General features: G+C 62.6%; 21 protein-coding genes. 16 read left to right on the forward strand and 5 right to left on the reverse strand.

Translation table 11 applies throughout. From position 1 onward, the window contains the following. From ABMA32_RS13040 to ABMA32_RS13060, 5 genes are all read left to right on the forward strand, one after another. Complete coding sequence (locus ABMA32_RS13040; RefSeq protein ID WP_349014183.1) at positions 1 to 1911, forward strand: AAA family ATPase; 1911 nt, start codon at positions 1 to 3, stop codon at positions 1909 to 1911. A 58-nt stretch (positions 1912 to 1969) separates the two neighbouring features. Then, positions 1970 to 2383, forward strand: coding sequence for an endonuclease domain-containing protein (locus ABMA32_RS13045; protein ID WP_349014184.1), 414 nt, complete (start codon positions 1970 to 1972; stop codon positions 2381 to 2383). 64 nt (positions 2384 to 2447) lie between these two features. Next, the gene (locus ABMA32_RS13050) at positions 2448 to 3734 is read left to right on the forward strand and encodes a DUF6638 family protein (protein WP_349014185.1); all 1287 of its coding nucleotides are present in this window, start codon (positions 2448 to 2450) and stop codon (positions 3732 to 3734) included. A 33-nt stretch (positions 3735 to 3767) separates the two neighbouring features. Further along, the gene (locus tag ABMA32_RS13055; protein ID WP_349014186.1) at positions 3768 to 4985 is read left to right on the forward strand and encodes a DUF2333 family protein; all 1218 of its coding nucleotides are present in this window, start codon (positions 3768 to 3770) and stop codon (positions 4983 to 4985) included. A 289-nt stretch (positions 4986 to 5274) separates the two neighbouring features. Continuing rightward, positions 5275 to 6954 (forward strand): formate--tetrahydrofolate ligase, encoded by a 1680-nt coding sequence (locus tag ABMA32_RS13060; protein WP_349014187.1) that lies wholly within the window; start codon positions 5275 to 5277, stop codon positions 6952 to 6954. A 622-nt stretch (positions 6955 to 7576) separates the two neighbouring features. Here the strand turns inward: ABMA32_RS13060 and efp are convergent. Then, complete coding sequence (gene efp, locus ABMA32_RS13065) at positions 7577 to 8146, reverse strand: elongation factor P (RefSeq protein ID WP_349014188.1); 570 nt, start codon at positions 8144 to 8146, stop codon at positions 7577 to 7579. A gap of 111 nt (positions 8147 to 8257) precedes the next feature. On the opposite strand from efp, the gene epmA reads away from it, so the two are divergent. From epmA to ABMA32_RS13080, 3 genes are all read left to right on the forward strand, one after another. Continuing rightward, the gene (gene epmA / locus ABMA32_RS13070; protein WP_349014189.1) at positions 8258 to 9310 is read left to right on the forward strand and encodes an EF-P lysine aminoacylase EpmA; all 1053 of its coding nucleotides are present in this window, start codon (positions 8258 to 8260) and stop codon (positions 9308 to 9310) included. A 149-nt stretch (positions 9311 to 9459) separates the two neighbouring features. After that, positions 9460 to 9921 (forward strand): DUF4126 domain-containing protein, encoded by a 462-nt coding sequence (locus ABMA32_RS13075; RefSeq protein ID WP_349014190.1) that lies wholly within the window; start codon positions 9460 to 9462, stop codon positions 9919 to 9921. Then, the gene (locus ABMA32_RS13080; protein ID WP_349014191.1) at positions 9918 to 11300 is read left to right on the forward strand and encodes an FAD-containing oxidoreductase; all 1383 of its coding nucleotides are present in this window, start codon (positions 9918 to 9920) and stop codon (positions 11298 to 11300) included. Before ABMA32_RS13075 ends, ABMA32_RS13080 begins: the two co-directional genes overlap by 4 nt. Positions 11301 to 11303: 3 nt before the next feature. Here ABMA32_RS13080 and ABMA32_RS13085 read toward each other — a convergent pair whose 3' ends face one another. Continuing rightward, positions 11304 to 11774: a cupin domain-containing protein gene (locus ABMA32_RS13085; protein WP_349014192.1), complete on the reverse strand. Its 471-nt coding sequence runs from the start codon at positions 11772 to 11774 to the stop codon at positions 11304 to 11306. 153 nt (positions 11775 to 11927) lie between these two features. On the opposite strand from ABMA32_RS13085, the gene ABMA32_RS13090 reads away from it, so the two are divergent. The 5 genes from ABMA32_RS13090 (at position 11928) to ABMA32_RS13110 (ending at position 18082) form a co-directional block, all read left to right on the forward strand. Further along, positions 11928 to 13370, forward strand: a complete 1443-nt coding sequence (locus tag ABMA32_RS13090; protein ID WP_349014193.1) for a patatin-like phospholipase family protein — start codon at positions 11928 to 11930, stop codon at positions 13368 to 13370. Between the two features lie 196 nt (positions 13371 to 13566). Then, positions 13567 to 14634 (forward strand): ABC transporter ATP-binding protein, encoded by a 1068-nt coding sequence (locus ABMA32_RS13095; protein ID WP_349014194.1) that lies wholly within the window; start codon positions 13567 to 13569, stop codon positions 14632 to 14634. Between the two features lie 70 nt (positions 14635 to 14704). After that, positions 14705 to 16036 (forward strand): ABC transporter substrate-binding protein, encoded by a 1332-nt coding sequence (locus tag ABMA32_RS13100; RefSeq protein ID WP_349014195.1) that lies wholly within the window; start codon positions 14705 to 14707, stop codon positions 16034 to 16036. Between the two features lie 202 nt (positions 16037 to 16238). After that, complete coding sequence (locus ABMA32_RS13105) at positions 16239 to 17177, forward strand: carbohydrate ABC transporter permease (protein ID WP_349014196.1); 939 nt, start codon at positions 16239 to 16241, stop codon at positions 17175 to 17177. Next, positions 17177 to 18082: a carbohydrate ABC transporter permease gene (locus tag ABMA32_RS13110; RefSeq protein ID WP_349014197.1), complete on the forward strand. Its 906-nt coding sequence runs from the start codon at positions 17177 to 17179 to the stop codon at positions 18080 to 18082. The genes ABMA32_RS13105 and ABMA32_RS13110 overlap by 1 nt, the downstream gene beginning before the upstream one ends. A gap of 106 nt (positions 18083 to 18188) precedes the next feature. Here ABMA32_RS13110 and ABMA32_RS13115 read toward each other — a convergent pair whose 3' ends face one another. Beyond that, positions 18189 to 18608 (reverse strand): DUF1801 domain-containing protein, encoded by a 420-nt coding sequence (locus tag ABMA32_RS13115; RefSeq protein WP_349014198.1) that lies wholly within the window; start codon positions 18606 to 18608, stop codon positions 18189 to 18191. A gap of 82 nt (positions 18609 to 18690) precedes the next feature. Here ABMA32_RS13115 and ABMA32_RS13120 point away from each other — a divergent pair, with 82 nt between their 5' ends. Further along, a complete protein-coding gene (locus tag ABMA32_RS13120; protein WP_349014199.1) occupies positions 18691 to 19350 on the forward strand; it encodes a glutathione S-transferase family protein in 660 nt (219 codons plus the stop codon). 12 nt (positions 19351 to 19362) lie between these two features. Here the strand turns inward: ABMA32_RS13120 and ABMA32_RS13125 are convergent, their stop codons facing one another. Then, positions 19363 to 19839: a DUF1801 domain-containing protein gene (locus tag ABMA32_RS13125; protein ID WP_349014200.1), complete on the reverse strand. Its 477-nt coding sequence runs from the start codon at positions 19837 to 19839 to the stop codon at positions 19363 to 19365. A gap of 707 nt (positions 19840 to 20546) precedes the next feature. On the opposite strand from ABMA32_RS13125, the gene ABMA32_RS13130 reads away from it, so the two are divergent. Continuing rightward, entirely contained in the window at positions 20547 to 21605 is a 1059-nt protein-coding gene (locus tag ABMA32_RS13130) for a M14 family metallopeptidase (protein ID WP_349014201.1), read from the forward strand. Between the two features lie 62 nt (positions 21606 to 21667). Here ABMA32_RS13130 and ABMA32_RS13135 read toward each other — a convergent pair whose 3' ends face one another. Continuing rightward, on the reverse strand, positions 21668 to 23383 hold the full coding sequence (locus ABMA32_RS13135) for a trimethylamine N-oxide permease (RefSeq protein WP_349014202.1): 1716 nt from the start codon (positions 23381 to 23383) through the stop codon (positions 21668 to 21670). Positions 23384 to 23669: 286 nt separating this feature from the next. On the opposite strand from ABMA32_RS13135, the gene ABMA32_RS13140 reads away from it, so the two are divergent. Further along, a complete protein-coding gene (locus ABMA32_RS13140) occupies positions 23670 to 24848 on the forward strand; it encodes an MFS transporter (RefSeq protein ID WP_349014203.1) in 1179 nt (392 codons plus the stop codon). Positions 24849 to 24885: the final 37 nt, after the last annotated feature.

Consider the following 24885-nt stretch of genomic DNA (forward strand, 5'->3'; position numbering starts at 1 on the left):
ATGGACACAGGCCTGACCACCATCCCCGAAGCCGACATCGAGAAGCACCGCGCCACCGCGCAGTCGATGATCACGCGCATTGTCGTGCTGGAGGATTCGTCGGGCCAGTCCTCGACCCCGCTGGCCGGAACCGGCCGCCGATTCGTCTCGACCGTCTCCACCGGCTCGGTGCGCAAGACGCGCGAGGTTGAGCTGGCCAAGACGGTCGCGTCGATGAAGCCCGACGACCAGTTGATGTCGATCGCCCAGCATACGCTGCTCTATCGCGCGCGCCGTGGTCTTGCGATCGCGCTTGCCGTCTCCGATGTTTTCTCGCGTTCTGGCGAACTGGAAAGCTTAGCAGGCAAGAACGCTCGCGCGCCGCTCGAAGGCGAGGAGGCCAGCCGCTTCAAAAAGCTGTTGTCGGCTTCCGCCTATGTCGCCGCCTTCGCCTTCGCCTCCTACCTGTCGCAACTTATCGAGGCCGACGGCGAAGCGCCGAACGACGTCAAGGAACCCGACTTCCTCTTCGACACCCCGCAGGACGCGCTGAAGTCCATGATTGCCGGACTGGACGCTGCCCTTGCCGGCGCGCAGGCCGACACCGATCTTGCGCTGCGCGCGAAAACCTTCGCCCGCGTCGCTGTTGACGGCCTCCTGACGCGAAAAGGCCGCTTCGACGGGCTTGGCGCCTTCGAGGACTCGCATATTCGTATCGAGGCGGACGACTTCACGCTTGATGGCTTCGACGTCGCGCCTGGCAAGCGCTCCAAGCCGCTGGTGATGACCTTCAAGAAGCCCGAGGAGGTCGTCGGCAACCACATTGCCAAGTACCAGTCGGTCAAGCTCGCCAAGATGCTCATGGCCTATGACTTCGACCGCCAGTCGAACCCCTTCGTGGAACTCGGCGGCTTCCTCTTTACTTTCATCGGCGACGGCGCCCCCGGCACAGGCAAGACGACGCTGATCCAGATGATCGCCGGCCTCGTCAACAACTACTGCCAGGTCGCCGGCTGGCCCTTCCACTACGAGAATTTCGGCGTAGACCAGATCTCGTCCTATCAGGGCAAGTCCGGCCAGAACTGCCGCGCCTTCATCGACAACGTGCTCAACCCGCGCGCCATTGGCTTCGGCACCATAGACGACATCGACCAGGTCGCCGCCAAACGCTCGGACGACCGCGCCTCGGCCGGCCAGCACGAGATCACCGGCGTTCTCATGTCGGCCTTCTCAGGTGCGATGACCGTCATTCGCGGCAACTGCTCATTCGGCATGTTCTCCAACTACCCCGAAAACGTCGACGACGCGCTGCGCCAGCGCGCCGGCGCACGCTGGCTGGTCGACGGCCCGCAGACCCGCGAGGACTACATCGACATCTTCGTTCTGCTCGCCGGCAAGAACCACAAGATACCGCTCGGCGAACATGAGCTTTACGCTGCGCAGGAAATCCAGCGCGCCGTGGACACCGCCTACGAAAGCCACACGAAGCCGCATGAGGACGGCCTGATGAAGGTCTACGATCGCTTCATGAAGGAGAACGGCGACCCGAAGACTCTCGCCGACGTCGGCGAATACCTGCACCTGATCAAGGAGGCCGAGCCGCGCTTCACCGGCCGCGCGATCAAGAACGTCACCGACGCGATCAAGATGCGCGCCATGGACATCGAGCTTCCCGACGACTGGTTCGAGAAGCCGGAAACCTTCATGCACAAGTCCTACGACGACAAGAAGGCGATGATCGAGGACCTGCGCGGCCCCTTCGACATGGCCATGGTCATGCAGGAGATCAACCGCTACGCCGATTCCGAATTCCGGTACTCCGACCGCGCCGACGATTCCGCCGTCGAGAAACTCCTGCGCGACCAGCGCCTGCGAGAGCGCGCGGCGCGGGAGATGGAGGAACTGAAGCAGAAGGGGCTCTGGAACGCGTAGTATCCTTCTCCCCGTTCACAGGGAGAAGGTGCCCGAAGGGCGGATGAGGGGCAGAGCCATGCGCGGAGGAAATTCCAATAAGGCCACCCGTGCCAGAAATCTTCGCAAGGTGGAAAACGAGGCGGAAGAACTGATGTGGTACGAACTACGCGGCCGTCGCTTGAACGGATACAAGTTTGTCCGTCAACTTCCCATCGGGCCGTTCTTCGCCGATTTCGCATGTCGCGAAAAGAATATTGTGGTCGAGATAGATGGCAGTCAACATGCCGGGTCTGGCTACGACCGCATGCGGGACGAGACAATGTCAACCAATGGCTGGTCTGTTTTGAGATTCTGGAACATAGACGTGTTGACGCAACGCAGCCTCGTCCTGGACACGATTGTTGAAGCCCTTGAAGGACGTCTGGTAGGTGGCCTGGTTGCGAACGACATGCGCTTTGTGCCCGCAAGATCAGAGACGCTGAAATCATGAAGGTTAGTGCCGCCCCTCATCCGCCCTGCGGGCACCTTCTCCCCGTGAACGGGGAGAAGGACTGATGGACCTACTGCGCGACAACGATCTCATCTACGGCCGACTGCTGCCGGTCGAGGAGCCGCATCTCATCGATCGCTACAACAAGGCGCTTGTTGCCTTCGGCCTGAAGCCGACGGCGCTCAAATCCTTCGAGATCGACCGCACCGGCTTTTCCCCGCAAATCGCCGAGGAGCTTGGCGACTACCAGTATCTCGACCCCAACGAGATCAACCGCCGCTTCATCATCCTGACGCCGTCGCAACAGGAACTGCCGGTCGTCCACACCGCCTTCTCCAACACATCTCAGCTTCTCTTCGAGTTCTTCGAGAAGAATGCCCGCGCCATTGATGCGCTGACAATCAAGGATGTCATCTACGGCGAGATCGAGGATTCCGTCTCCAAGGTCGAAGACATCGAGGACCTGCTCTCCATCAACCAGGTCGAGTTCCGCGTCCTGTCGGCCGAGGACGTGCTGGGCAAGGCAGCCCAGCTTGGCCGCCTGGTCGACCGGCTGAAGCAGGAGCCGGAAGCCTGGCGCGACGATGCCATGCTGGGCGAAATGGTGGAACTCGCCAAGGTCACCGGCGACATCCGCGAGAACGCGCTGGTGCCCGACCAGGTCATCTTCCGCCACAACGCCTACTGGACCAGCCATTTCGGCGGACTCTATGTGTTCGTCGATCCGGACATGACCACCGTCATCTCCGACCCCACTGCGCCGGGTTTTCGCCGGTCCCGCCCGTGGCAGGTCAGCTATCTGTCGATCCGCGATGCCGACCGGGTGTTCCGCTTCCTTGCCACCACCGGCCGCATCGAACTGCCCCGCGCCTCGTGGCTGGAAACGTCTGGCTATCTCGAGCATCGCGCCGAGATGGCGATCCGAAGCCTCATCCGCGACAGCCACCCCAAGCGTGACCTGAGGCAGCTCGACAAGGTCTGGTTGCAGACCTGGATCCATCAGAACGCGCAACTGATCGCCAGCGAGGGCACCTTCCCCTTCCTGAACGCGGCCAAGCGCGAGATCGCGCAATACGGCCAGTTGAAGCTGGAGGAGATCTTTCCGCTGCATCGTTTCCTGGTGGTGCGCGCAAAACCCGACCATCCCGACGCGTGGCTGACCAACCGGTTGATCTCCGATTTCGTACCGTCCGACTTCGTCTCCCGTTACATTTTCAACAAGCAGGGCTTCTACAAGGACTATCAGGAATGGCCCGAGCTTTGGCGGGCCCATGTTGTCGAGACGCTCAAAACCACATATCTGAAGGACAAGGCCGGCTATCGCGAGCGTCTTTACGGGCTTGTCGACTAGCTCTGGCCAACATGCCCGCAACGGAGGGGACGCATGCTTGATCCGATCGTGAATTTCTTCACCCGGGTCTTCCAGTGGATCGGGCGCGGCATAGGCTTCGTCATCGGTATCCTGCTCTGGCCCTTCATGTGGTTCGGCCGCTGGTACACGGAACGGGGCTGGATCCTGAAGACGGTGCTCGGGGCGATCATCGCCGGCATCATCATCGCCTACGGCTATTTCTTCTACGTCACCCAGTTCTGGACAAACTTCGACCCTGACTACCCAGGCGCGATCCTCGCGGACACGGCCGCGCCACAGACCGCAAGCCTTCTGGCCGGCGAGCGCATCGCCCAGCCCGCACAGGCGACGATGGACGGCACCACCCAGGGCTCCGGAGACGGCGCCGCAGCACAGCCTGCGGCTCCTGCCCAGCCAGCCGCACCTGCCCAGCCAGCGGCCCCGGCCTGCAAGCATTCGGAAATCGCCGACATGACCGCTTTTCTGGTCGACTTCAATGTCAACCAGAACGCATGGATTTCCTCCATGCTGGTGTCAAAGCTCGGCCTGTTCAGCATTCCGTGGCGCAACACGCCCTGGTTCGACAACAAGGCGGCCTTCCAGCTTGGCATCAACCAGGTGATGCGCCGCACTACCACCGAGTTGGTCGATACATTGGGCCGTGCGCGCGGTACCTCGCGCATCGACCAGAACCTGCAGAATGCGCGTACCGCGCTCGCCTGGGACGAAGACGCCTGGTATGTCGGCATGCGCGGTCCTACCCGGCCGACGCCAAGCGTCTATCGCGATGCGATCGAGAACCTCAACGCCTTCAACGCCAGCCTTCAGCAGTGCCAGGCGACCTTTGACGCGCGCGCCGACAATCTGATGCAGTTCCTCGACCGCATCGCAGGCGACATGGGCTCAACGTCGGACATCCTGCGTGGCCAGATCGAGGCCTCTGACGCAGGCTGGTTCGATCCGCGCGCAGACGACCGCTTCTGGTTCGCCTACGGCCAGCTCTATGCCTACTACGGCATACTGCACGCCACACAGGCAGACTTCTCCAAGGTTATCCAGGAGCGCAACATCGGGACGCTCTGGGATACGATGATGGTGCAGATGCGCGACGCGCTGAACATGCAACCGTGGATCATCTCGAACGGCAACGAGTCCAGCGCCTTCTTCCCCTCGCACCTTGCGACGATGGGCTTCAACCTGTTGCGGGCTCGCTCGCAGATCGTCGAAATCCGCGCCGTCCTGGACCGCTGACCGTCAACGCACAGCCGACGCCGCTCCGTTTGCGGCGTCGCTTTTCGTTCATTCCACGCCTGTTTTGGGACGGCGCGCAGGATGGCGCTGAGGCTCTATTCCAGCGGTCCGAGGCCAAGCGCAAAAACCTCTTGGCCGATCGAAAGTTTCTTTCAAGGAAACAATTTTGCATACTGGTTGACTAAGCCGGTGGTGAGAGTTTAGATCGCCGCGCATGGTGCGCGCCGCTCCTGCCGCCGCGCCAACCAGAAAAAACCGCCGCAAACGTCCAGCCCGAGGGAACGCCGTCATGGCCGAAGTGAAATCCGACATCCAGATCGCCCGCGCGGCGAAGAAGAAGCCGATCATGGAGATCGGCGCGAAGCTGGGCATCCCCGCCGAGCATCTCCTGCCCTACGGCCATGACAAGGCGAAGATTTCGGCCGAGTTCATCGCCTCGAAGAAGGGCGGCAAGGACGGCAAGCTGATCCTCGTCACCGCCATCAACCCGACGCCGGCCGGCGAAGGCAAGACCACCACGACCGTCGGCCTCGGCGATGGCCTCAACCGCATCGGCAAGAAGGCCATCACCTGCATCCGCGAGGCATCGCTTGGCCCGAACTTCGGCGTCAAGGGCGGCGCGGCCGGCGGCGGCTATGCGCAGGTCGTGCCCATGGAGGACATGAACCTCCACTTTACCGGCGATTTCCACGCCATCACCACGGCGCACAACCTGCTGTCGGCGCTGATCGACAACCACATCTACTGGGGCAACGAACTCGGCATCGACACCCGCCGAGTCGCCTGGCGTCGTGTCATGGACATGAACGACCGCGCCCTGCGCGAGATCGTCTGCTCACTCGGCGGCGTCGCCAACGGCTATCCCCGCGAGGCCGGCTTCGACATCACCGTCGCTTCGGAAGTCATGGCTATCCTCTGCCTCGCCACCGACTTGAAGGACCTGCAGAAGCGCATCGGCGACATCATCATCGCCTACCGCCGCGACAAGACGCCGGTCTATGCCCGAGACCTCAAGGCCGACGGTGCGATGGCCGTGGTGCTGAAGGACGCCATGCAGCCGAACCTCGTGCAGACGCTGGAGAACAACCCGGCCTTCGTGCACGGCGGCCCGTTTGCCAACATCGCGCACGGCTGTAATTCCGTCGTCGCCACCACGACAGCGCTGAAGCTCGCCGACTACGTCGTCACCGAAGCCGGCTTCGGCGCCGACCTCGGCGCGGAGAAGTTCTTCGACATCAAATGCCGCAAGGCGGGCCTCAAGCCGGCCGCGGCCGTCATCGTCGCCACCGTGCGCGCCATGAAGATGAACGGCGGCGTCAAGAAGGAAGACCTCGGCACCGAAAACGTCGAGGCCGTGAAGAAGGGCTGCGCCAATCTCGGCCGCCACATCGAGAACGTGAAGCAGTTCGGCGTGCCGGTCGTGGTCGCCATGAACCACTTCATCTCCGACACCGACGCCGAGATCGCCGCGATGAAGGAATTCGTCGCCGCGCAGGGTTCGGAGGCGATCCTCTGCAAGCACTGGGCGCATGGCTCGGCCGGCATCGAAGAACTCGCGCACAAGGTTGTCGAACTCGCCGAGTCCGGTCAGTCGCAGTTCGCGCCGCTCTATCCCGACGACATGCCGCTGTTCGACAAGATCAACACCATCGTCAAGCGCATCTATCGCGGCTCGGAGGCGATCGCCGACAAGTCGGTGCGCGACCAACTCCATGCCTGGGAACAGGCCGGCTACGGCAACCTGCCGGTCTGCATGGCCAAGACGCAATATTCCTTCTCGACCGACCCCAACCTGCGCGGCGCTCCGACCGGCCACACGGTCCCTGTTCGCGAGGTCAGGCTCTCGGCCGGCGCCGGCTTTGTCGTCGTCATCTGCGGTGAGATCATGACCATGCCCGGGCTACCCAAGGTCCCGTCGTCCGAAAAGATCTACCTCAACGACAAGGGCGAGATCGAAGGCCTGTTCTGAGGCGCAACTCCGCAGCACGGCGCTTTCCGACCCAGAGCATCCAACGGCGATATGGCCGTTGGGTGCTAGATCGATGATGGTGCTCAATCCCCATTCTCGCTCGGGGGGACCAAGCACGGCGCTATTTATTCCGCGTCTTTATTAAGCGGATCGCCATAACATAATCTGTGGCGTGAATGGCTGAATTGCCCAAAATAATAATAAGAATGTAGACAAGATTATAAAGATAGAAGATCGAAAAAATAGAAACCAATATTGAAGCGCATTCGAAGGCGCCTCTATAAAAATCGCGCTTCAGCCTATCAATTATTCTCATATTTCTTATTGAATAATCTTCTTTCTCAAAAGAATATCTGTCTTTTTCATCCAAAGTAATAGTGTAAACCATTCTGGGTTTTATGTTTCCTGAAGCTATTAAATAACATAGCAAAAAAGAAGATACACCATAAGATATGGCAAATCCCTCTTTGTCGTTCTGTAGAAAAAATATTACCGAAGAGCATATGAAAACTGCATTCAAAAATTTGACGTGTATCAACAACCTCTTTTGCAGCATATTCCGCTCCGGAATACAGTTTTTTCCACTTTCAGACTACGTTACGTTCGGCAGAGACGCGGAAGATCAGTCCTTCGCGCGCTCGACATACGACCCGTCGGCCGTCATGACGACGATGCGCGTGCCGACTGCGATGTGCGGCGGTACCGCGGTCTTCACGCCGTTGGAGAGCAGCGCCGGCTTGTATGACGACGACGCCGTCTGACCCTTGGTCGTCGGTTCTGTTTCCACCACCTCGAACACCGCGCGCTGCGGCAGCACGATGGCTATGCCGACGCCCTCATGGACCGAGAGCGAAACCGCCATGCCCTCGATCAGATACGGAGCAGCGTCGCCGATCACGTCTTCGGCGACCGCGACCTGGTCATAGGTCTCGGGGTTCATGAAGTGGAAGCCTTCGCCATCGGCGTAAAGGAAGGTGTGCTCGCGATCCTCGACATGGGCGCGCTCGACCTGCTCGGTGGTGCGATAGCGCTCCGACACCTTCACGCCATCCGAAATGCGGCGCATGTCCAGCTGCGTCACCGGCGTGCCCTTGCCAGGATGGATGTTCTCGGCGAAGAGAATGACATAGAGCTTGCCGTCTTTGTCGACGACATTGCCCTTGCGGAGCGAGCTGGCGATCACTTTCACCATGAGAAATCCTGCGATTGTTCGCCAGCGAATGCCGGCCATGAAGGGTTTGAGCCGTGCCCTAGCGCATCTTGAGCCGCGCCGCCAGCCCTCAACGACAGGCGAAACCAGGCGATGAGCGAGGTCTCACCCTGGTGGACACCCCACCGCCACGCCGACCGTCGCCCTCGCCTCTTGGCGAGAAACGCCATCGCCGCCGCCATCCGCGACTGGCTCGCCGCCCGCGATTTCATCGAGGTGCAGACGGCGGCCCTCCAGATTTCTCCCGGCAACGAGACGCATCTGTCTGCCTTTGCGACACAAGCCATCCTGCCCGACACAACGCGCGCGCCGTTCTACCTCCATACCTCGCCAGAATTCGCCTGCAAGAAGCTGCTCGCCGCCGGCGAGGAACGCATCTTCAACTTCGGCCCGGTCTGGCGCAACCGCGAGCGCGGTCCGCTCCACCATCCCGAATTCACCATGCTCGAATGGTACCGCGCCGGCGAGACCTACGAGAGCCTGATGGCCGACTGCGCCGCCTTCATCTCGCTCGCGGCCGAAAAGACGGGCGCGAAAACCTTCTCCTTTCGCGGCCGCGAAGCCGATCCCTTTGCCGAGCCTGAGCGCCTGACGGTCGCCGACGCCTTCGCCCGCCATGCCGGCATCGACCTGCTCGCCACTGTCGGTCACGACGGCTCGACCGACCGCGACGCGCTCCACGCTGCGGTCAGCAAGGCAGGCATGCGCACCGCCACCGACGACACATGGACCGACCTCTTCAGCCGCGTCATGGTCGAGCGCATCGAACCGAACCTCGGCTCCGGCCGCGCCACCATCCTCTACGAATATCCGATCTCGGAGGCGGCGCTTGCCCGCCCCTCGCCTCGCGACCCGCGCGTCGCCGAGCGCTTCGAGCTCTATTGCTGCGGCGTCGAACTCGCCAACGCCTTCGGCGAACTGACCGACGCCGACGAACAGCGCCGCCGCTTCGAGGCCGACATGGACGAGAAGGAACAGATCTACGGCGAACGCTATCCGATCGACGAGGATTTCCTGGCCGCGCTGAAGATCATGCCGCAGGCCTCCGGCTCCGCGCTCGGTTTCGACCGGCTCGTCATGCTGGCCACCGGCGCGCAACGGGTGGACGATGTCATCTGGACCCCGGTGGCCGGCGGCGATTACTGATCGACGACCGCCGCGCCATTCTCCATCTGGCGCTGCAAAATCTTCTCGGCTACCGTTGCGTCAGCCGACCTGTCGCGCGGGATGTTTCCCTACGCCGGTCACGCCAACGGCTTCTATCACCAATAGCTTCGATCTTAGAGGGGAACATCATGCTGTACCTGCTTGCACTTCTGATCGGCGTCGTCGCCGGTCTGCGCGCCATGACCGCGCCTGCCGCCGTCGCCTGGGGCGCCTATCTCGGCTGGCTGCCGCTTGCCGGCACCTGGGCCGGTTTCATGGGCCACTGGATCGCGGTTGCGGTCTTCAGCGTGCTCGCCCTTGTCGAACTCGTCACCGACCAGCTTCCCTCGACGCCCAGCCGTAAGGTGCCGCAGCAGTTCGGCGCGCGCCTCGTCAGCGGCGCCTTCACCGGCGCGATCATCGGCACGGCTGGCGGCGCATTGCTCGTCGGACTGCTTGCCGGCGTTGTCGGCGCGGTCATCGGCACCTATGGCGGCGCTGCCGTCCGCGCCCGTCTTGCCGCCGCCTTCGGCAAGGACCCGCCTGCCGCCATCCTGGAGGATATCGTCGCCATCGCGCTCGCCTTCTGGGTCGTTTCGGCGGTCGTATGACATCGAAGAGGTTTGACGCCATCGTCATCGGGGCCGGACAGGCCGGCCCTTCGCTTGTCGGCCGGCTGACGGCGGCCGGCCAGTCGGTCGCCATGATCGAGCGGAAATTTTTCGGCGGCACCTGCGTGAACACCGGCTGCAAGCCGACCAAGACGATGGTTGCCAGCGCCTACGCCATGCACGTGGCACGCCGCGCCGCCGACTACGGCTTTTCCGTCGGCGGCGACATCGTGCCCGACATGAAGGCCATCAAGGCGCGCAAGGACAAGGTGACGCTCGATTCGCGTTCCGGCACCGAAGGCTGGCTGGAAGGCATGGAGCGCTGCACCATCTTCCGCGGACACGCGACCTTCCTCTCGCCGCATGAGGTGAGCGTCAACGGCGAGACGCTTTCCGCCGACCGCATTTTCATCAATGTCGGCGGCCGGGCCAATGTCCCGCCCATACCTGGCATCGACGGGATCAGCTACCTCACCAACTCATCAATGATGGATATCGATTTCCTGCCAGAGCATCTCGTCATCGTCGGCGGCAGCTACATCGGGCTGGAATTCGCCCAGATGTACCGCCGCTTCGGTGCGAAGGTCACGGTCGTCGAAAAGAGCTCGCGCCTCATTTCCCGCGAGGATCCCGACGTCTCCGACGCCATCAAGGCGATCCTCGAGGACGAAGGCATCGCCTTCCGGCTCGACGCGGAATGCATCAGCTTCTCGCCGCGCGCCGATGGCGTCTGCGTGCATGTCGATTGCACGTCAGGCGACCGCGATGTGCCCGGCACCCATGTCCTGCTCGCCATCGGCCGACGCCCCAACACCGACGACCTTGGCCTCGACAAGGCCGGAGTCGCGACTGACGAGCGCGGCTACATTACCGTCGACGACGAATTGCGCACCAGCCAATCGCATATCTACGCGCTCGGCGACTGCAACGGGCGCGGCGCATTCACCCACACCGCCTACAATGATTTCGAGATCGTCGCCGCCAATCTGCTCGATGGCGACACGCGCCGAGTCAGCGACCGCAAGCCGGGCTACGCGCTTTACATCGATCCGCCGCTCGGCCGCGCCGGCATGACGGAAACAGAAGCTCGCAAATGCGGCCGGAACATCCTCGTCGGCACGCGGCCGATGACGCAGGTGGGCCGCGCGGTCGAACGCGGAGAGACGAAGGGCTTCATGAAGATCATCGCCGACGCCGACACCAAGGAGCTTCTCGGCGCGTCCCTTCTCGGCGCCAGCGGCGACGAGGTCGTCCACGGCATCCTCGACATGATCTATGCGAAAGCGCCCTATACGGTGATGCAGCGCATGGTGCCCATCCACCCGACCGTCTCGGAACTGCTGCCGACCGTCATCGCCGACATGAAGCCGGTTGCGTGAGGATCAGGCATTCGCGGCAGCCAGCTTTTCAGTCTCCTCGTTGACGACACCCAGCCTTGCCTCGATCACGGCGATCTTCTCCGGCGTATCAGCCCCGGTCGCCTCGATCTCGACGAACAGGCGCTCGAAACCGCCCGGCGTCACGGTTGCAAAGATGCGGCCCGGCTCGTCGCTGATGTTGCGCCAGCTATGCGGGATATTGGGTGGAAGCACGACAACCGTTCCCGGCGGCCCGTCGAATTCTTCGTCGCCGCAGCGAAACCGGTAGGTTCCGCTGATGACACGAAACATTTCCGCCTCGCGAGTGTGCATGTGCGTGTCCGGCCCCTGCCCCGGAGGCGTGAATGTTTCCCACATGCCAAACGCTCCGCCTGTCTCTTCGGCGGTGGCATGGATGATCACGCGTCCGCCGAACGGAGCACGCGCGAACCTTTCCTTGCCTGGGATCGAGACGACTGCACTGGAGAAGTTCATGCCTGCTCTCCTCTTTCGCAATTTCGTTCCGGCCAGGAACGTAGCAGAAACGTCGCACCTTGCCACCAACGCCTCGGCTTGCCTTCTCAACGGTTGCGCTGAGCTAGATCGTGCGGCACTGTCGCCGCCGCAGGAGGGGAGACATCCGGTTTGATGCGTGCTGCGTTCGGTTCCTTTTGTATCGCGTTCGCCGGGCTGGCGCTTTCCGCCTGTGTCTCGACCGATGTCGGCCCGATCAACACGCATGTCGCGGAGGTCGGCAGACCGTCCGCCGAATACATCCCCGATCCCGCCGGCGACGGCTCGACGGTCATCGGCCTGGCCATCTCCGGTGGCGGCACGCGCGCCGCCGCCTTCGGCTATGGCGTGCTGCGGGGCCTCGATGAGATCGTGGTCGGCCGCGGCCCGAAGAGGCGTATGCTAACCGACGATATCCGCATGATCTCCGGCACCTCTGGCGGCGCGGTCACCGCCGCCTATTTCGGTCTCAAGGGGCGCGATTATGTCGACCTGCGCGAACGCTTCCTGCTCGCCGACGCCGAGAAGGAACTGCACAAGTCGGAACTGTCGCCGGCCAACTGGGTACGCATCTACAATGGCGGCGCCAACGACCGTTCGACCTTCGCCGACTGGCTGAACCGCAACGTCTTTGACGGCAAGACCTACGCCTCCTTCCAGCGCAAGCACGCGCCGATCGTCTGGATCAATGCGTCCGATATCTACAATGCGACGCCCTTCGCCTTCACCTACGATACCTTCGCCGCTCTGTGCAGCGACCTCGACAAGGTGCGCATCGCCGACGCCGTCGCTGCCTCGGCCGCCTTCCCCGTGGTTTTCGCGCCGATTGTCGTCTCGACGACAACGCCCAGGACGAAATGCGGCTACCAGCGGCCGGAATGGCTGACGCGGGCGCTTGCCGACCCGGCGGCCTCGATCCGCCTGAAAGCCTATGCGCGCGCCCTCGATACCTACCAGAGCAACGATAACGTCGACTACATCAAGCTGCTCGACGGCGGCCTGACCGACAACATCGGCGTCACCGGTTTCAGCCTGGAGCGGGAAGCGGCAAAATCAGCGCACGGGCCATTGTCAGCGGAAGAGGCCGTGAAGCTCAGGACTTTCGTTTTCATCGTCGCAGACGCAAGCATCCGAACCGAGGGCGACTGGGTGCAGACCAAGAGCGGCCCCAAATTTCCGCAAATGGTCGGCGCCATTTCCAACGCCAGCATCCGCTCCTCAGTCCGCGACGAATTCGATGCGCTGCGCCTTGCCGTTGAAGTGTGGCGCAACAAGCTGGTCGCATGGCGTTGCGGACTGCCCTCCGAGACGGTGCGCAGATATCGCGGTACGCTCGCCGGCTGGAACTGCCGCGATGTCGACCTTGTCGTCGAGGATGTCTCCTTCGACGATTTTCCTCAACCTGAGCGTGGAAAGCTGAACGCCATCCCGACCCGCCTCAAGCTGCCGCGCGAACAGGTTGACCTGTTGATCTCCGCCGGTAGCCAGTCGCTGCACGACAACGTCATCCTGCGTGACGCCTTCGACCGCATTCAACGGAGGGCAGGCATCGATCCGCTTTCGGCGTCTTTGCAGTAGTGGCTCGGAGCCTGTGCAGGGCCGCGCATTTGGCGACGTCAAGCCTTTCGGCTTTCACCCTTAGTCGGGGTTTACACGCAACGTGGGGTAGCGCTACCATCCGGGGTTCGAAACCTGCACGAAGCAGGGGTTCATAATAGGGAATGGCGCGTTTCTGTTTGAAGGGCGTCGCGGAAGCAACCGTTCGGGAGGAACGATGGCGTCTGTCGAAATCCGTGACGTCTATAAATCTTTTGGTACGACTGAAATTCTCCATGGCGTGAGCATCGACATCGTCGATGGCGAATTCGTCACGCTGGTCGGCCCGTCGGGCTGCGGAAAATCCACCCTTCTCAGGATGATAGCCGGGCTGGAAAGCATTTCCGGAGGCGAGATCGCGATCGGCGGCCGCGTGGTCAACCGCGTCGCGCCGAAGGAACGCGACATCGCCATGGTGTTCCAGAACTACGCGCTCTACCCGCACATGACGGTCGCCGAGAACATGGCGTTCTCGCTGAAGCTGAAGAACGCGTCCAAGGACGAGATCGACACGCGCGTCAGCCGCGCGGCGGAAATCCTCGGGCTCGTGCCGCTGCTGTCGCGTTACCCACGGCAGCTGTCCGGCGGCCAGCGCCAGCGCGTCGCCATGGGCCGCGCCATCGTGCGCGACCCGCAGGTCTTCCTCTTCGACGAGCCTCTCTCCAACCTTGACGCCAAGCTGCGCGTGGCCATGCGCGCCGAGATCAAGGAACTGCACCAGCGCCTCAAGACCACGACCATTTACGTCACGCACGACCAGATCGAGGCGATGACCATGGCCGACAAGATCGTCGTCATGCATGACGGCATCGTCGAGCAGATCGGCAAGCCGCTCGAACTCTACGACAATCCCGACAATCTGTTCGTCGCCAGCTTCATCGGCTCACCTGCGATGAATATGCTGAAGGGAGTGGCCGGAGGCGGCGACGGCGCGCCCGTCTTCGAGGGCGCCGGCGGCATTTCCATTCCCCTGCCCCCCGGCACGTCGGCGAAGCGCGGCGCGTCGGTGGTCCTCGGCATCCGCCCCGAACATCTGAGGCTCGCCGACGAGGGGTTTCCCGTCGAGATCGTCGTCATCGAGCCGACCGGCTCCGAACTCCAGATCATCGGCCGCGCGCCGGGCGGCGAGGAGATCGTCGCGAATTTCCGCGAGCGCCATTCCTTCGAACCCGGCCAGACCATCCGCCTCGTCGCGGACGCGCATCTGATCCACCTCTTCAACGCGGAAACCGGAAAGCGATTCTAGGGGAAGCCAACGCCACACCGGACACAACCACACGCAAATAGCGTTTCATGGAAACAAGGAGGAAGTGACTATGAAATTCACCAGACGTGATTTGATGCGCACCACGGCGGGTCTTGCCGCCGGCGTCGCCGGGAGCAGGCTTCTCGGCGGCACCCCGGCCTTCGCGCAGGCGGCCGAGCCGACCTATACACCCGAAGCCGGCGCCAGCCTGCGCGTGCTGCGCTGGTCGCCCTTCGTGCAGGGCGACGAGGATGCCTGGATCGCCAACACCAAGAAGTTCACCGACGCCACCGGCGTGCAGGTCCGCATCGACAAGGAAAGCTGGGAGGACATCCGCCCGAAGGCAGCGGTCGCCGCCAATGTCGGCTCCGGTCCCGACATCATGTGGGTCTGGTTCGACGACGCCCACCAGTATCCCGACAAGCTGCACGACGTGACCGAACTGGCCGACTATCTCGGCAACAAATATGGCGGCTGGTATGACGGCGGCAAGGACTACGCCACCAAGGACGGCAAGTTCATCGGCCTGCCGCTGGCGGCCATCGGCAACGCCATCGTCTACCGTGACTCCTGGGTCAAGGAAGCCGGCTTCTCCGAATTCCCGAAGGATACCGACGGATTCCTTGAGCTTTGCAAGGCGCTGCAGAAGATCGGCCACCCCGCCGGCTTCACACACGGCCACGGTGTCGGCGACGGCAACAACTACGCCCACTGGCTGCTCTGGAGCCACGGTGGACGCATGGTTGACGACAGCGGCACGGTCGTCATCAACAGCCCCGAGACGCTGAAGTCCATCCAGTACGCGATGGAACTCTACAAGACCTTCATCCCGGGCACCGAGAGCTGGCTCGACGTCAACAACAACCGCGCCTTCCTCGCCGGCGAACTCGGCGTCATCGCCAACGGCATCTCCGCCTACCGCACGGCGCAGATCAACAAGGACAACGATCCGAAGCTCGCCGAGATCGCCAAGGACATCCGCACCACGAATCTGCCGATCGGACCGGTCGGAAAGTCGGTGGAACTGCACCAGACGACGACGGCGGTCATCTTCGACTACACACCCTATCCGAACGCCTCCAAGGCCTATCTCAAGTTCATGTTCGAACAGGAGCAGATGGCCGACTGGATCGAGAAGTCGCTCGGCTATTGCTGCCAGTCGCTTAAGGCCTTCGCCGACAATCCGGTGTGGACGTCCGATCCGGTCGCTGCGCCCTACTCGAAGGCATCCGAGACGCTGCGCCCCAACGGCTACTCCGGCCCGCTCGGCTACGCGTCGGCGGCAACCATGGCCGACTACGTGCTGGTCGACATGTACGCCCGCGCGGTGACCGGCCAGGCGTCGCCGGAAGACGCGATGGCCGAGGCCGAGAAACGCGCCAACCGCTACTATCGGGTCTAGCGCCTGCTTCCTTCTTCCCGCCTGCGGGGAGAAGGTTTCACGAAGTGACGGATGAGGGGCAGCGCCCGGATCGCGAAGTGTTGCGCCGCCTCTTACTGTCCTGCCGGACATCTCTCCCCTCATGCGGGGAGAGAAATGCCGACATCGAGGTCTTCGCCAATCTCGCCGTGTAGGCCCCAAGAGAAAAGCCGGAATACACACCATGGTCTCTACGACAGCATCGACCAAGGACACGTCCTCCCGCTTCGCGGGCCTCACCGAAAGCCGCGGCTGGCTGTCGACGTGGTTCATGCTGCCGGCGGCTGCCCTGCTGCTCGTCTTCCTCACCTATCCGCTCGGGCTCGGCGTGTGGCTCGGCTTCACCGACGCGCGCATCGGCCGGCCCGGCATCTTCATCGGCCTGGAGAACTACCAGTATCTATGGGACGACAGCGTCTTCTGGCTCTCCGTCTTCAACACGCTGCTCTACACCACCGTCGCCTCGATCCTGAAATTCGTGCTCGGCCTGTGGCTGGCGCTTATCCTCAACGAGAACCTGCCGTTCAAGTCGTTCTTCCGCGCAATCGTGCTGCTGCCCTGGGTGGTGCCGACCGTGCTGTCGGCCATCGCCTTCTGGTGGATCTTCGACTCGCAGTTTTCCATCATCTCATGGGCGCTGATCGAGATGGGCATCATCGACCAGCGCATCAATTTCCTCGGCGACCCCACCAATGCGCGCGCCTCGGTCATCGCGGCCAACGTCTGGCGCGGCATCCCATTCGTCGCAATCACGCTGCTTGCCGGCCTGCAGACCATCCCGCAATCGCTTTACGAGGCCGCCACGCTCGACGGCGCTGGCCGTTGGCAGCTCTTCCGCTATGTGACGCTGCCGCTGCTCACCCCGATCATCGCCATCACCATGACATTCTCGGTGCTCTTCACCTTCACCGACTTCCAGCTCATCTACGTGCTGACGCGCGGTGGGCCCGTCAACGCCACGCACCTGATGGCGACCCTTTCCTTCCAGCGCGGCATCTCCGGCGGTCAGCTCGGCGAAGGCGCGGCAATCGCGGTCGCCATGATCCCCTTCCTGCTGTCCGCAATCCTGTTCTCGTATTTCGGCCTGCAGCGCCGCAAATGGCAGCAGGGAGGAGGCGACTGATGGCCGTCACCGAAACCCGCAACACCGCCGTCGGCCCAAAAGGGGGAGACGAAGGCGGCATGGGCTATCTGCAGAGCCTGCCGCGCCGCGTCGTCACCGTCTACATCCCACTGGTCATCTTCGTCTTCGTTCTGCTCTTTCCGTTCTACTGGATGGCGATCACCTCGGTGAAGCCCAACGAGCAGATGACCAACTTCAACGACTACAGCCCCTTCTGGGTCATCGGACCGACGCTGGAGCATTTCCGCTATTTGCTCTTCGACACCTCCTATCCGGGCTGGCTGTGGAACACGATCCTGATCTCGTTCGGCTCCACCTTCCTGTCGCTGCTCGCCGCCGTCTTCGCCGCCTACGCCATCGAGCGTCTGCGCTTTTCCGGCTCGCGTCAGGTGGGCCTGGCGATCTTCCTCGCCTATCTCGTGCCGCCGTCGATCCTCTTCATCCCGCTTTCGGTCATGGTCTTTCGGCTCGGCCTTTATGACACGCCGTTCGCGCTCATCCTCACCTACCCCACTTTCCTCGTGCCCTTCTGCACCTGGCTCCTGATGGGCTATTTCCGCTCCATCCCCTTCGAACTGGAGGAATGCGCGCTCATCGACGGCGCCAGCCGCTGGCAGATCCTGACCAAGATTGTGCTGCCGCTCTCGGTGCCCGGCCTGATCTCTGCCGGCATTTTCGCTTTCACCCTATCGTGGAACGAATTCATCTACGCGCTGACCTTCATCCAGTCGTCTGAGAACAAGACAGTGCCTGTCGGCGTGCTCACCGAACTCGTCCGCTCCGACGTCTACGAATGGGGCGCGCTGATGGCCGGCGCGCTGATCGGCTCGCTGCCGGTCGTCATTCTCTATTCCTTCTTCGTCGAGCACTACGTCTCGTCGATGACCGGCGCAGTGAAGGAGTAGCTCTTCCCGGGTCCGCGCCAGTCCCCTTACTTCGTCATCCTCGGGCTTGACCCGAGGATCCATGCCGTGAGGTCTCGTCTCGGAGCGTACGCCTCAGAACGCCGCCTCACCCACCAAGGTTAAACTTCACCGCCGCCCGCACCAACGCCTTCAGCGCCGCCGCATCCACCCTGTCCCCCTCGAACACGTCGATCGCACGACGCGTCCCCGCATCGAGGCTCGCATTGAACAGCCCCTTCGGATCAGGCAGCGCAGCGCCCTGCGCGAAGGTCAGCTTCACTTTGTCCTTGTAGGTCTCGCCCGTGCAGATGATGCCGCCGCATTCCCACACCGGCACCCCGGACGGGTTCGTCGGCTTGCGCCATTTCACCGTCTCGACAATCTGCGGGTCTGCTTGCCTGATCGCTGCCCGCAACTTCGCCAGCAGCGCGCCCCGCCAGCCGCCAAGCTCCTTGATCTTCGCATCGATCAGCCGCGATGCGTCCTCGTCGGCTTCCGCCTTCTTCTTGTCAGGCCCTGTCACCATCTGTTCCTCCCTACCTTGCCTTCTGTCAGCCGGTTCGCCACGCTGGCGCGACACCAACCCCTCCCGCTGCCTGGAATCTAGGATGCTGAAAGTCTACGGCCACCCTTTCGCTTCGTTCTACTGGAAAGCGGCGATAGCGCTTTTCGAGCGCAACATCCCGTTCGAATTTCTCATGGTCGATCCTGAACACCCCCAAAACGCCGAAGCCATTACCCGCCTCGCGCCCACCGGCCAGTTCCCGGTGCTTGTCGATGGCGACCGCGTCGTCATCGAGTCGGCAGCCATTATCGAGTATCTCGACCTGCATCACGGCGACGCGCCGCCGATGGTGCCCGCAGACCGCAAGGCGGCCATCGAGGCACGCCAGATGGACAGCGTCTTCGACGATTATGTGCAGGCTCCGCTGACGCGCATGGTGCTGAACGCCATTCGCCCGGAAAACAAGCGCGATGCGCTGGCTGTCAGCGAGGCGAGAGCCACGCTCGACAGAACCTATGCATGGCTGGAGCGCTGGATGAGAGGCCGGACATGGGCGGCGAACGATACCTTCACCATCGCCGACGTCTCGGCCGGACCCGCCCTTTTCTACGCGCATTGGGGTCATCCTATCCCGCGCGAGCACAAGGCGCTGCACGCCTACCGTGCACGGCTTCTGGAGCGTCCGTCAATCAGGCGCGTCGTGGACGAGGCGCGCCCGATGCGGCACCTTTTCCCGCTGAAGGATTTCGAGCCGGACGGCTGAGATTCCAAACGTTTACATCGTCTCGCCCGGCAGCCGGCTTGCCTGCTTCACCCAGTCCGCAAACTGCTTCTCGTCCAGTTCGTCGTCCTCGTGGATATGAAAATATCGGACATCCCTCTGCTTTAACGTGACAGGGGGCGGCGAGTCCATCTGCGCACCGCGAAAGAACGCCACCTTGATGTATTTCGCGAAGACGTGGAAGCTCAGGAACCAGTTTCCCTTCTCGACGCCATAGAAAGGCGAGTTCCACTTCACCGCTTTTGCGACACCGGGCACGGCCTTTTCGATGATCGCGTCGAGCCTGCTACCGACCGCGCTTTTCCAGCCCGGCATCGCCGCGATATAGGCCTGCACCGGCTCGTTGCCGTAGCCCTTCGCGATCTGCGGATTGCCACCCGAAAGCAGCGCGACGTCCTTCTTCGGCGCGACCTTGTCGGCGGCCTTTGTTTTCGGCGCGCTCTTCGGTTTGGGCGTCGTCTTGTCCGTCATGAGAAGCTTCCTCCTGAGTGCAACCTAGCGCAGCAGGGAAGATTGCCAATCACGACCATAACCGTGAATCCGCCCGACCCTTTCGTCATCCAAGGGCGAAGCAAGGAGCCAAGCGACACGGCGCAGACCCTGGGATCCATGCCGTGACCTTCCGGCAGCGCGCCCCCCGTGCAGAACAGCAGTCGAACCTTCATCACCTGCCAGCACGTTCAACCTCACGACATGGATACTCGGGTCAAGCCCGATGATGACGAATGGAAAGGGCAGACGTGGACAGCAAAACCAGCTAAGTAATTGATTTAATTAGGCCCTGGAAAAAAACTGGCCGATTTATCCCCACCCATCCCACCTCCTTTATTCTGCATCCTGCAACTTGCGTGTGGGAACGGGTGTGTACAGCCAGCGTCCCGGGCAAGTGTGGCGCCGGGTGCTTCCGCTGAACTGGGCGGGACGTCCGACCGTCTGTCGCCTCGTGCGCTCGCGGACTCCAGACGACCGGAGTTCGATGGGCCGGGCGCCGGCAGGGGGATAAACGCCGGCGGCGCATGGCAGCGCGTCATATTACCTACTTAGAAGACGTCGCTGCCATGCGCCGCTTCCCATACCCCGGCCTCAAAAAACAAGGCGCCGGAACGATCTCGCATGTCCCATTCCCATTGCGTACGACACATGACACGAGGCATCTTCCGGGCGATCAGGAGACTCCCATGAAGAAGACGATCGAAAAGCTTGCCGGCGACACCGAAGGCGTGTCTTACGAACTCACCGTGTTCCGCTTCAAGGGAACGTCAAAGACCGCCCCCAGCGCTTATATTCAGGCCGCGCTCCACGCAGGGGAGCTTCCCGGCGTCGTCGCCGTTCACGCGCTGATGCCGCTGTTGCGCAAGGCCGAGGCGGAAGGTCGCATCCTCGGTGACATCACCATCGTGCCGGCCGCCAATCCGGTCGGGCGGGCCCAGTTCTTGTTCGGCGAGGTTGAGGGGCGCTTTCACCTCGGCACGCGCACCAATTTCAATCGCGACTTCCCGCTGATCGACCGCCCGAACAAGAACGCCCTGCCGCCGGCCAATCCAATGGCCACGGCTGACGTGCGCCTCAAGCGCCTGCTGGTCGAGCTGTCGATGGGCCACGACATCGTGCTCGACCTGCATTGCGACTTCGAATCCGTGCCCTACCTTTACGTCCCGGCGCAGCTCTGGCCCGCAATGCAGGACTGCGCCGGCGCGATGGGCGTCGACGCCGTCATCCTGTGGGACGGGGCCTCGGGCGCGGCCTTCGAGGAAGCGGCCATCCACCCTTATCTGCAGATGCCCCCGGAGCAGGCCGGCTTCGACAGACGCGTCGTCACCACCGTCGAATATCGCGGTCTCGGCGATGTCTACGAGAAATACGCGAAGTCAGACGCCGAAGGCCTCTACCGGGTGTTGGCGACACGCGGCGTGATCGCCGACGAGAAGGCCGCGAAGCCGAGAAAATTCACCGGCATCGCGGCCCCCATCGATCACGTCGAGATGGTCGACATGCCGCGTGCGGGTGCGATCCTGTTCCATGTCGAGCCCGGCCAACATGTCCGCAAGGGCGCCAGGCTCGCAACCATCGTCCATACGCCGGGCGAGCCGGACGGCTCGGTCGACGTGCTGGCCCCCCAGGCAGGCTATGTTTTCACCCGCGTCGTCGGTCGGTCCGGCCGCGCCGGCGACAACCTCATCAAGATGATCGGCGAGAAGCGCAGCGCCGACGCGAGGTCGGGCGCACTGGAAGCTTGAAGCAAAAAAAGAGGCCCGGAGTTTTTCACTCCGGGCCTTTAAGGGAGATCGTCTTACTTCCGTCAGATCACGAAAATCCAGTTCGCGATCAGCACGACGGCAACGCCGGCTGCCAATGTGAGGTATGGCAGCATGCCGGCCTTGCGCACCGCCAGATCACCCTCCTTGAGGCCGAGGTCGTCCAGCATGTGCGGCGGGAACTTGCCGCCGTCCTGCACATAGTGGCGGAAGCAGAACACCGGAATGATAAGCGCCGCTGCGATGACGCCGGCCCACAGCGCCCAGGGGTTCCACACCTTGGCGCCTGCGCCCATGAACATGGCGTTGACGAAGGAGAGGATGCAGCCCGCCGCGATGAAGATCGTCGGCGCCTTCCACGGCCGCGGGATGTGGCCGTTGTCGATGCGGTGTATCCAGCCTGCGTTGAGGTTGAGGAAGTTGAAGATGATGTAGCCGCAGTTCGACACCGCCAGGATGAAGAAGTAGCTCGTCGCATCCGCCGCCGCGATCGCCAGCAGGAAGAGGTTGAAGACGAGGTCCGTCCACATCGCCGCCGTCGGCGCGCCGTGGTCGTTGACGTGGCTGAGATACTTCGGCAGCCAGCCGTCCACCGAACCCTGGTAGAGCGTCCGCGACGAACCGGCCATAGCCGTCATGATGGCCAACATCAGCGCCAGGATCATCAGCATGATCATGATCGAGGTGATGATGCCGGTACCACCGACCATCGAGGCCATGGCATGGCCGACGCCCGAGCCGTCGACGATCGGCCCCGCCAGCATGCCTTCAAGGCCGAGCACGCCCTGAAAGGTGAACGGCACCAGGCTGTAGAGCACGAGGCAGAGAAGGCCTGAATAGAGGATCGCCCTGACCGTGTCGCGCTGCGGGTTCTTGAACTCGCTGGTAAAGCAGATCGAGGTCTCGAACGCATAGGCCGACCAAGCCGCGATGAACATGCCGCCGAACACCAGCGTCCAGCCGGCGATATTCCACTCGCCCGGTTCCGGCGAGTAGGCTGCCGCCAACGGTACGAACGGCGTGTAATTGTCCCAGTTGATCTGTCCGGTGAGGATCGGGACGATGCCGACGATCAGCATCGGGATGATCACGACGAGCCCGATGATCTTCTGCACGTTGGCGGTGCCGAGGATGCCGCGATGCTGGATCGCGAAGACGATCAGCATCAGGATGACGCCGATCCAGAAGACGGCGTTGAGCGAGAAGCTGACCGGGCCAAGCGAGCCGCTCCAGAGCGTCCAGTCGCGTATCGCAGGCGTGCCGGCTGCCGTCAGCGCGGCAATGGCATCGGCGGCGGCCTTGCCGGCATTGGCCGGATCGGCGAGCCATGCGGCGACTTCCGGCGAGGCTTCCGAGAAGCCCGGGATCGGCGCGAGAGCGCTAAGAATGTAGGCGGCCGCGATCGAACAGCCCAGCGACAGCACAGGCGTCCAGGCCAGCCAGTTGCACCACACCGACAGCGGCGCGATGAACTTGGAATAGCGCAGCCACGCTGTTGCGCCATAGACCGACGCCCCGCCCGACTTGGATGGGAACAGGCCGGCGATCTCAGCATAGGTAAAGGATTGGATCAGCCCGAGGATCACAGAGGCGATCCAGATAGCGAAAGCGAGGTTGCCTGTCGTACCGGCAATGCCGCCGATCGAGAACAGCACCAGCGCCGGCACGCCGCTGGCAACCCAGAAAGCGCCCTGCCAGTTGATCGTCCGATGCAATTGCCCGCCTGGCGCCGCAGCGTCGTGCGTCGTTATCGATGTCATTGTGTCCCTTCCCTATGGCGCCGCTGCCGGCTCCAGTTTTCGTCTTGTTTCCCGCAACCAGTCGAAAAGTCGCCCCGTCAGCACTTTCCGCTCAGTTGTATTTTTTTCTTGCAGGTAAAACTTTCACGGAAAGTTGACCGCCGTCAAGAGATGCGCTGCGTCGTCAACCAGAGTTTCGCCAAGCATCTCGCTGGTCGAAAACGCATTGCTGCATTGCAGCAAGCGCAATTGTCGGATTCACGGCGCGGAGCCATACCTACATATTCAGCCTGCCTCCGGATTCTCCATGCCGCTGCCGATTTTCGCCCTCGCCATTGCGTCCTTCTGCATCGGCACGACCGAATTCGTTATCATGGGGCTGCTTCCGGAGATTGCCGCCGACCTGGGCGTGTCGATTCCTGCGGCCGGCATGCTGGTGACGGGCTATGCGCTTGGCGTCGTGGTCGGCGCGCCGGTCATCGCGCTTGCCACTGCCCGCCTGCCACGCAAGTCCGTGTTGGTGTTCCTCGCCTCGCTGTTTGTCATCGGCAATTTCTTCTGCGCCGTTGCGCCGGGCTATTGGACTCTGATGGCCGCGCGGGTCGTTACGGCCTTCGGCCATGGCGCATTCTTCGGCATTGGGTCGGTGGTAGCGGCGAGCCTCGTCCCAAAGAACAAGCAGGCTCGGGCAATGTCGCTGCTGTTCGCAGGCCTGACGCTTGCCAACATCCTCGGTGTACCGGCTGGCACGGCGCTCGGCGAAGCGTTCGGCTGGCGCTCGACGTTCTGGGCCGTCGTCGGCCTTGGGCTGATCTCGGTCATAGCAATCGCCTGGCTGGTGCCGTCGGGCGTCGCTCCCGTCACCAAGGACGGCCTGGCAGGCGAGGTTCGTGTCCTTCGCAAGGGACAGGTCTGGCTCGCGATGTCGATCTCGGCGCTGGCTTCCGCCAGCCTTTTCGCCGTTTTCACCTATATAAAGCCGATCCTGACGGACGTCTCCGGCCTTTCCGTGAGCGCCGTTACATGGGTCCTGCTGCTGTTCGGTGCCGGCCTCACGATCGGAAACGTGATCGGCGGCAGGCTTGCCGACTGGAAGCTGATGCCCACCGCGATCGGAGCGCTGGTCGCCATGGTCCTGGTCCACCTGTTTTTTGCAGAACTCGCCAGTCTGGCGACGGCGGCCGTCGTCCTGGTTTTCCTGTGGGGCGTTGTCGCGTTCGTCATCGTGCCGCCGTTGCAGATGCGCGTCGTCCAGACGGCCCGCGACGGGCCTAACCTCGCAGCGACATTGAACCAGGGTGCGTTCAACGTCGGCAATGCCGTAGGAGCATGGATCGGCGGCGCCGCAATTTCGCTGGGAGTCTCGTACCAGAATTTGCCTTTCGTCGGCGCAGCGCTCGCGTTGACGGCACTGAGCGTGGCAGTGTTCTCCTACGCGCTTGACCGACAAGCGGCGGCGGCCAGCTTTGCCGCGCCGGCCGAATAGCATCCGCGCGATTCCAGTTGCGACCTCCGTCAATCGC

The organism is Mesorhizobium quangtriensis, from assembly GCF_040081925.1.
Lineage (GTDB): Bacteria > Pseudomonadota > Alphaproteobacteria > Rhizobiales > Rhizobiaceae > Mesorhizobium_K > Mesorhizobium_K quangtriensis.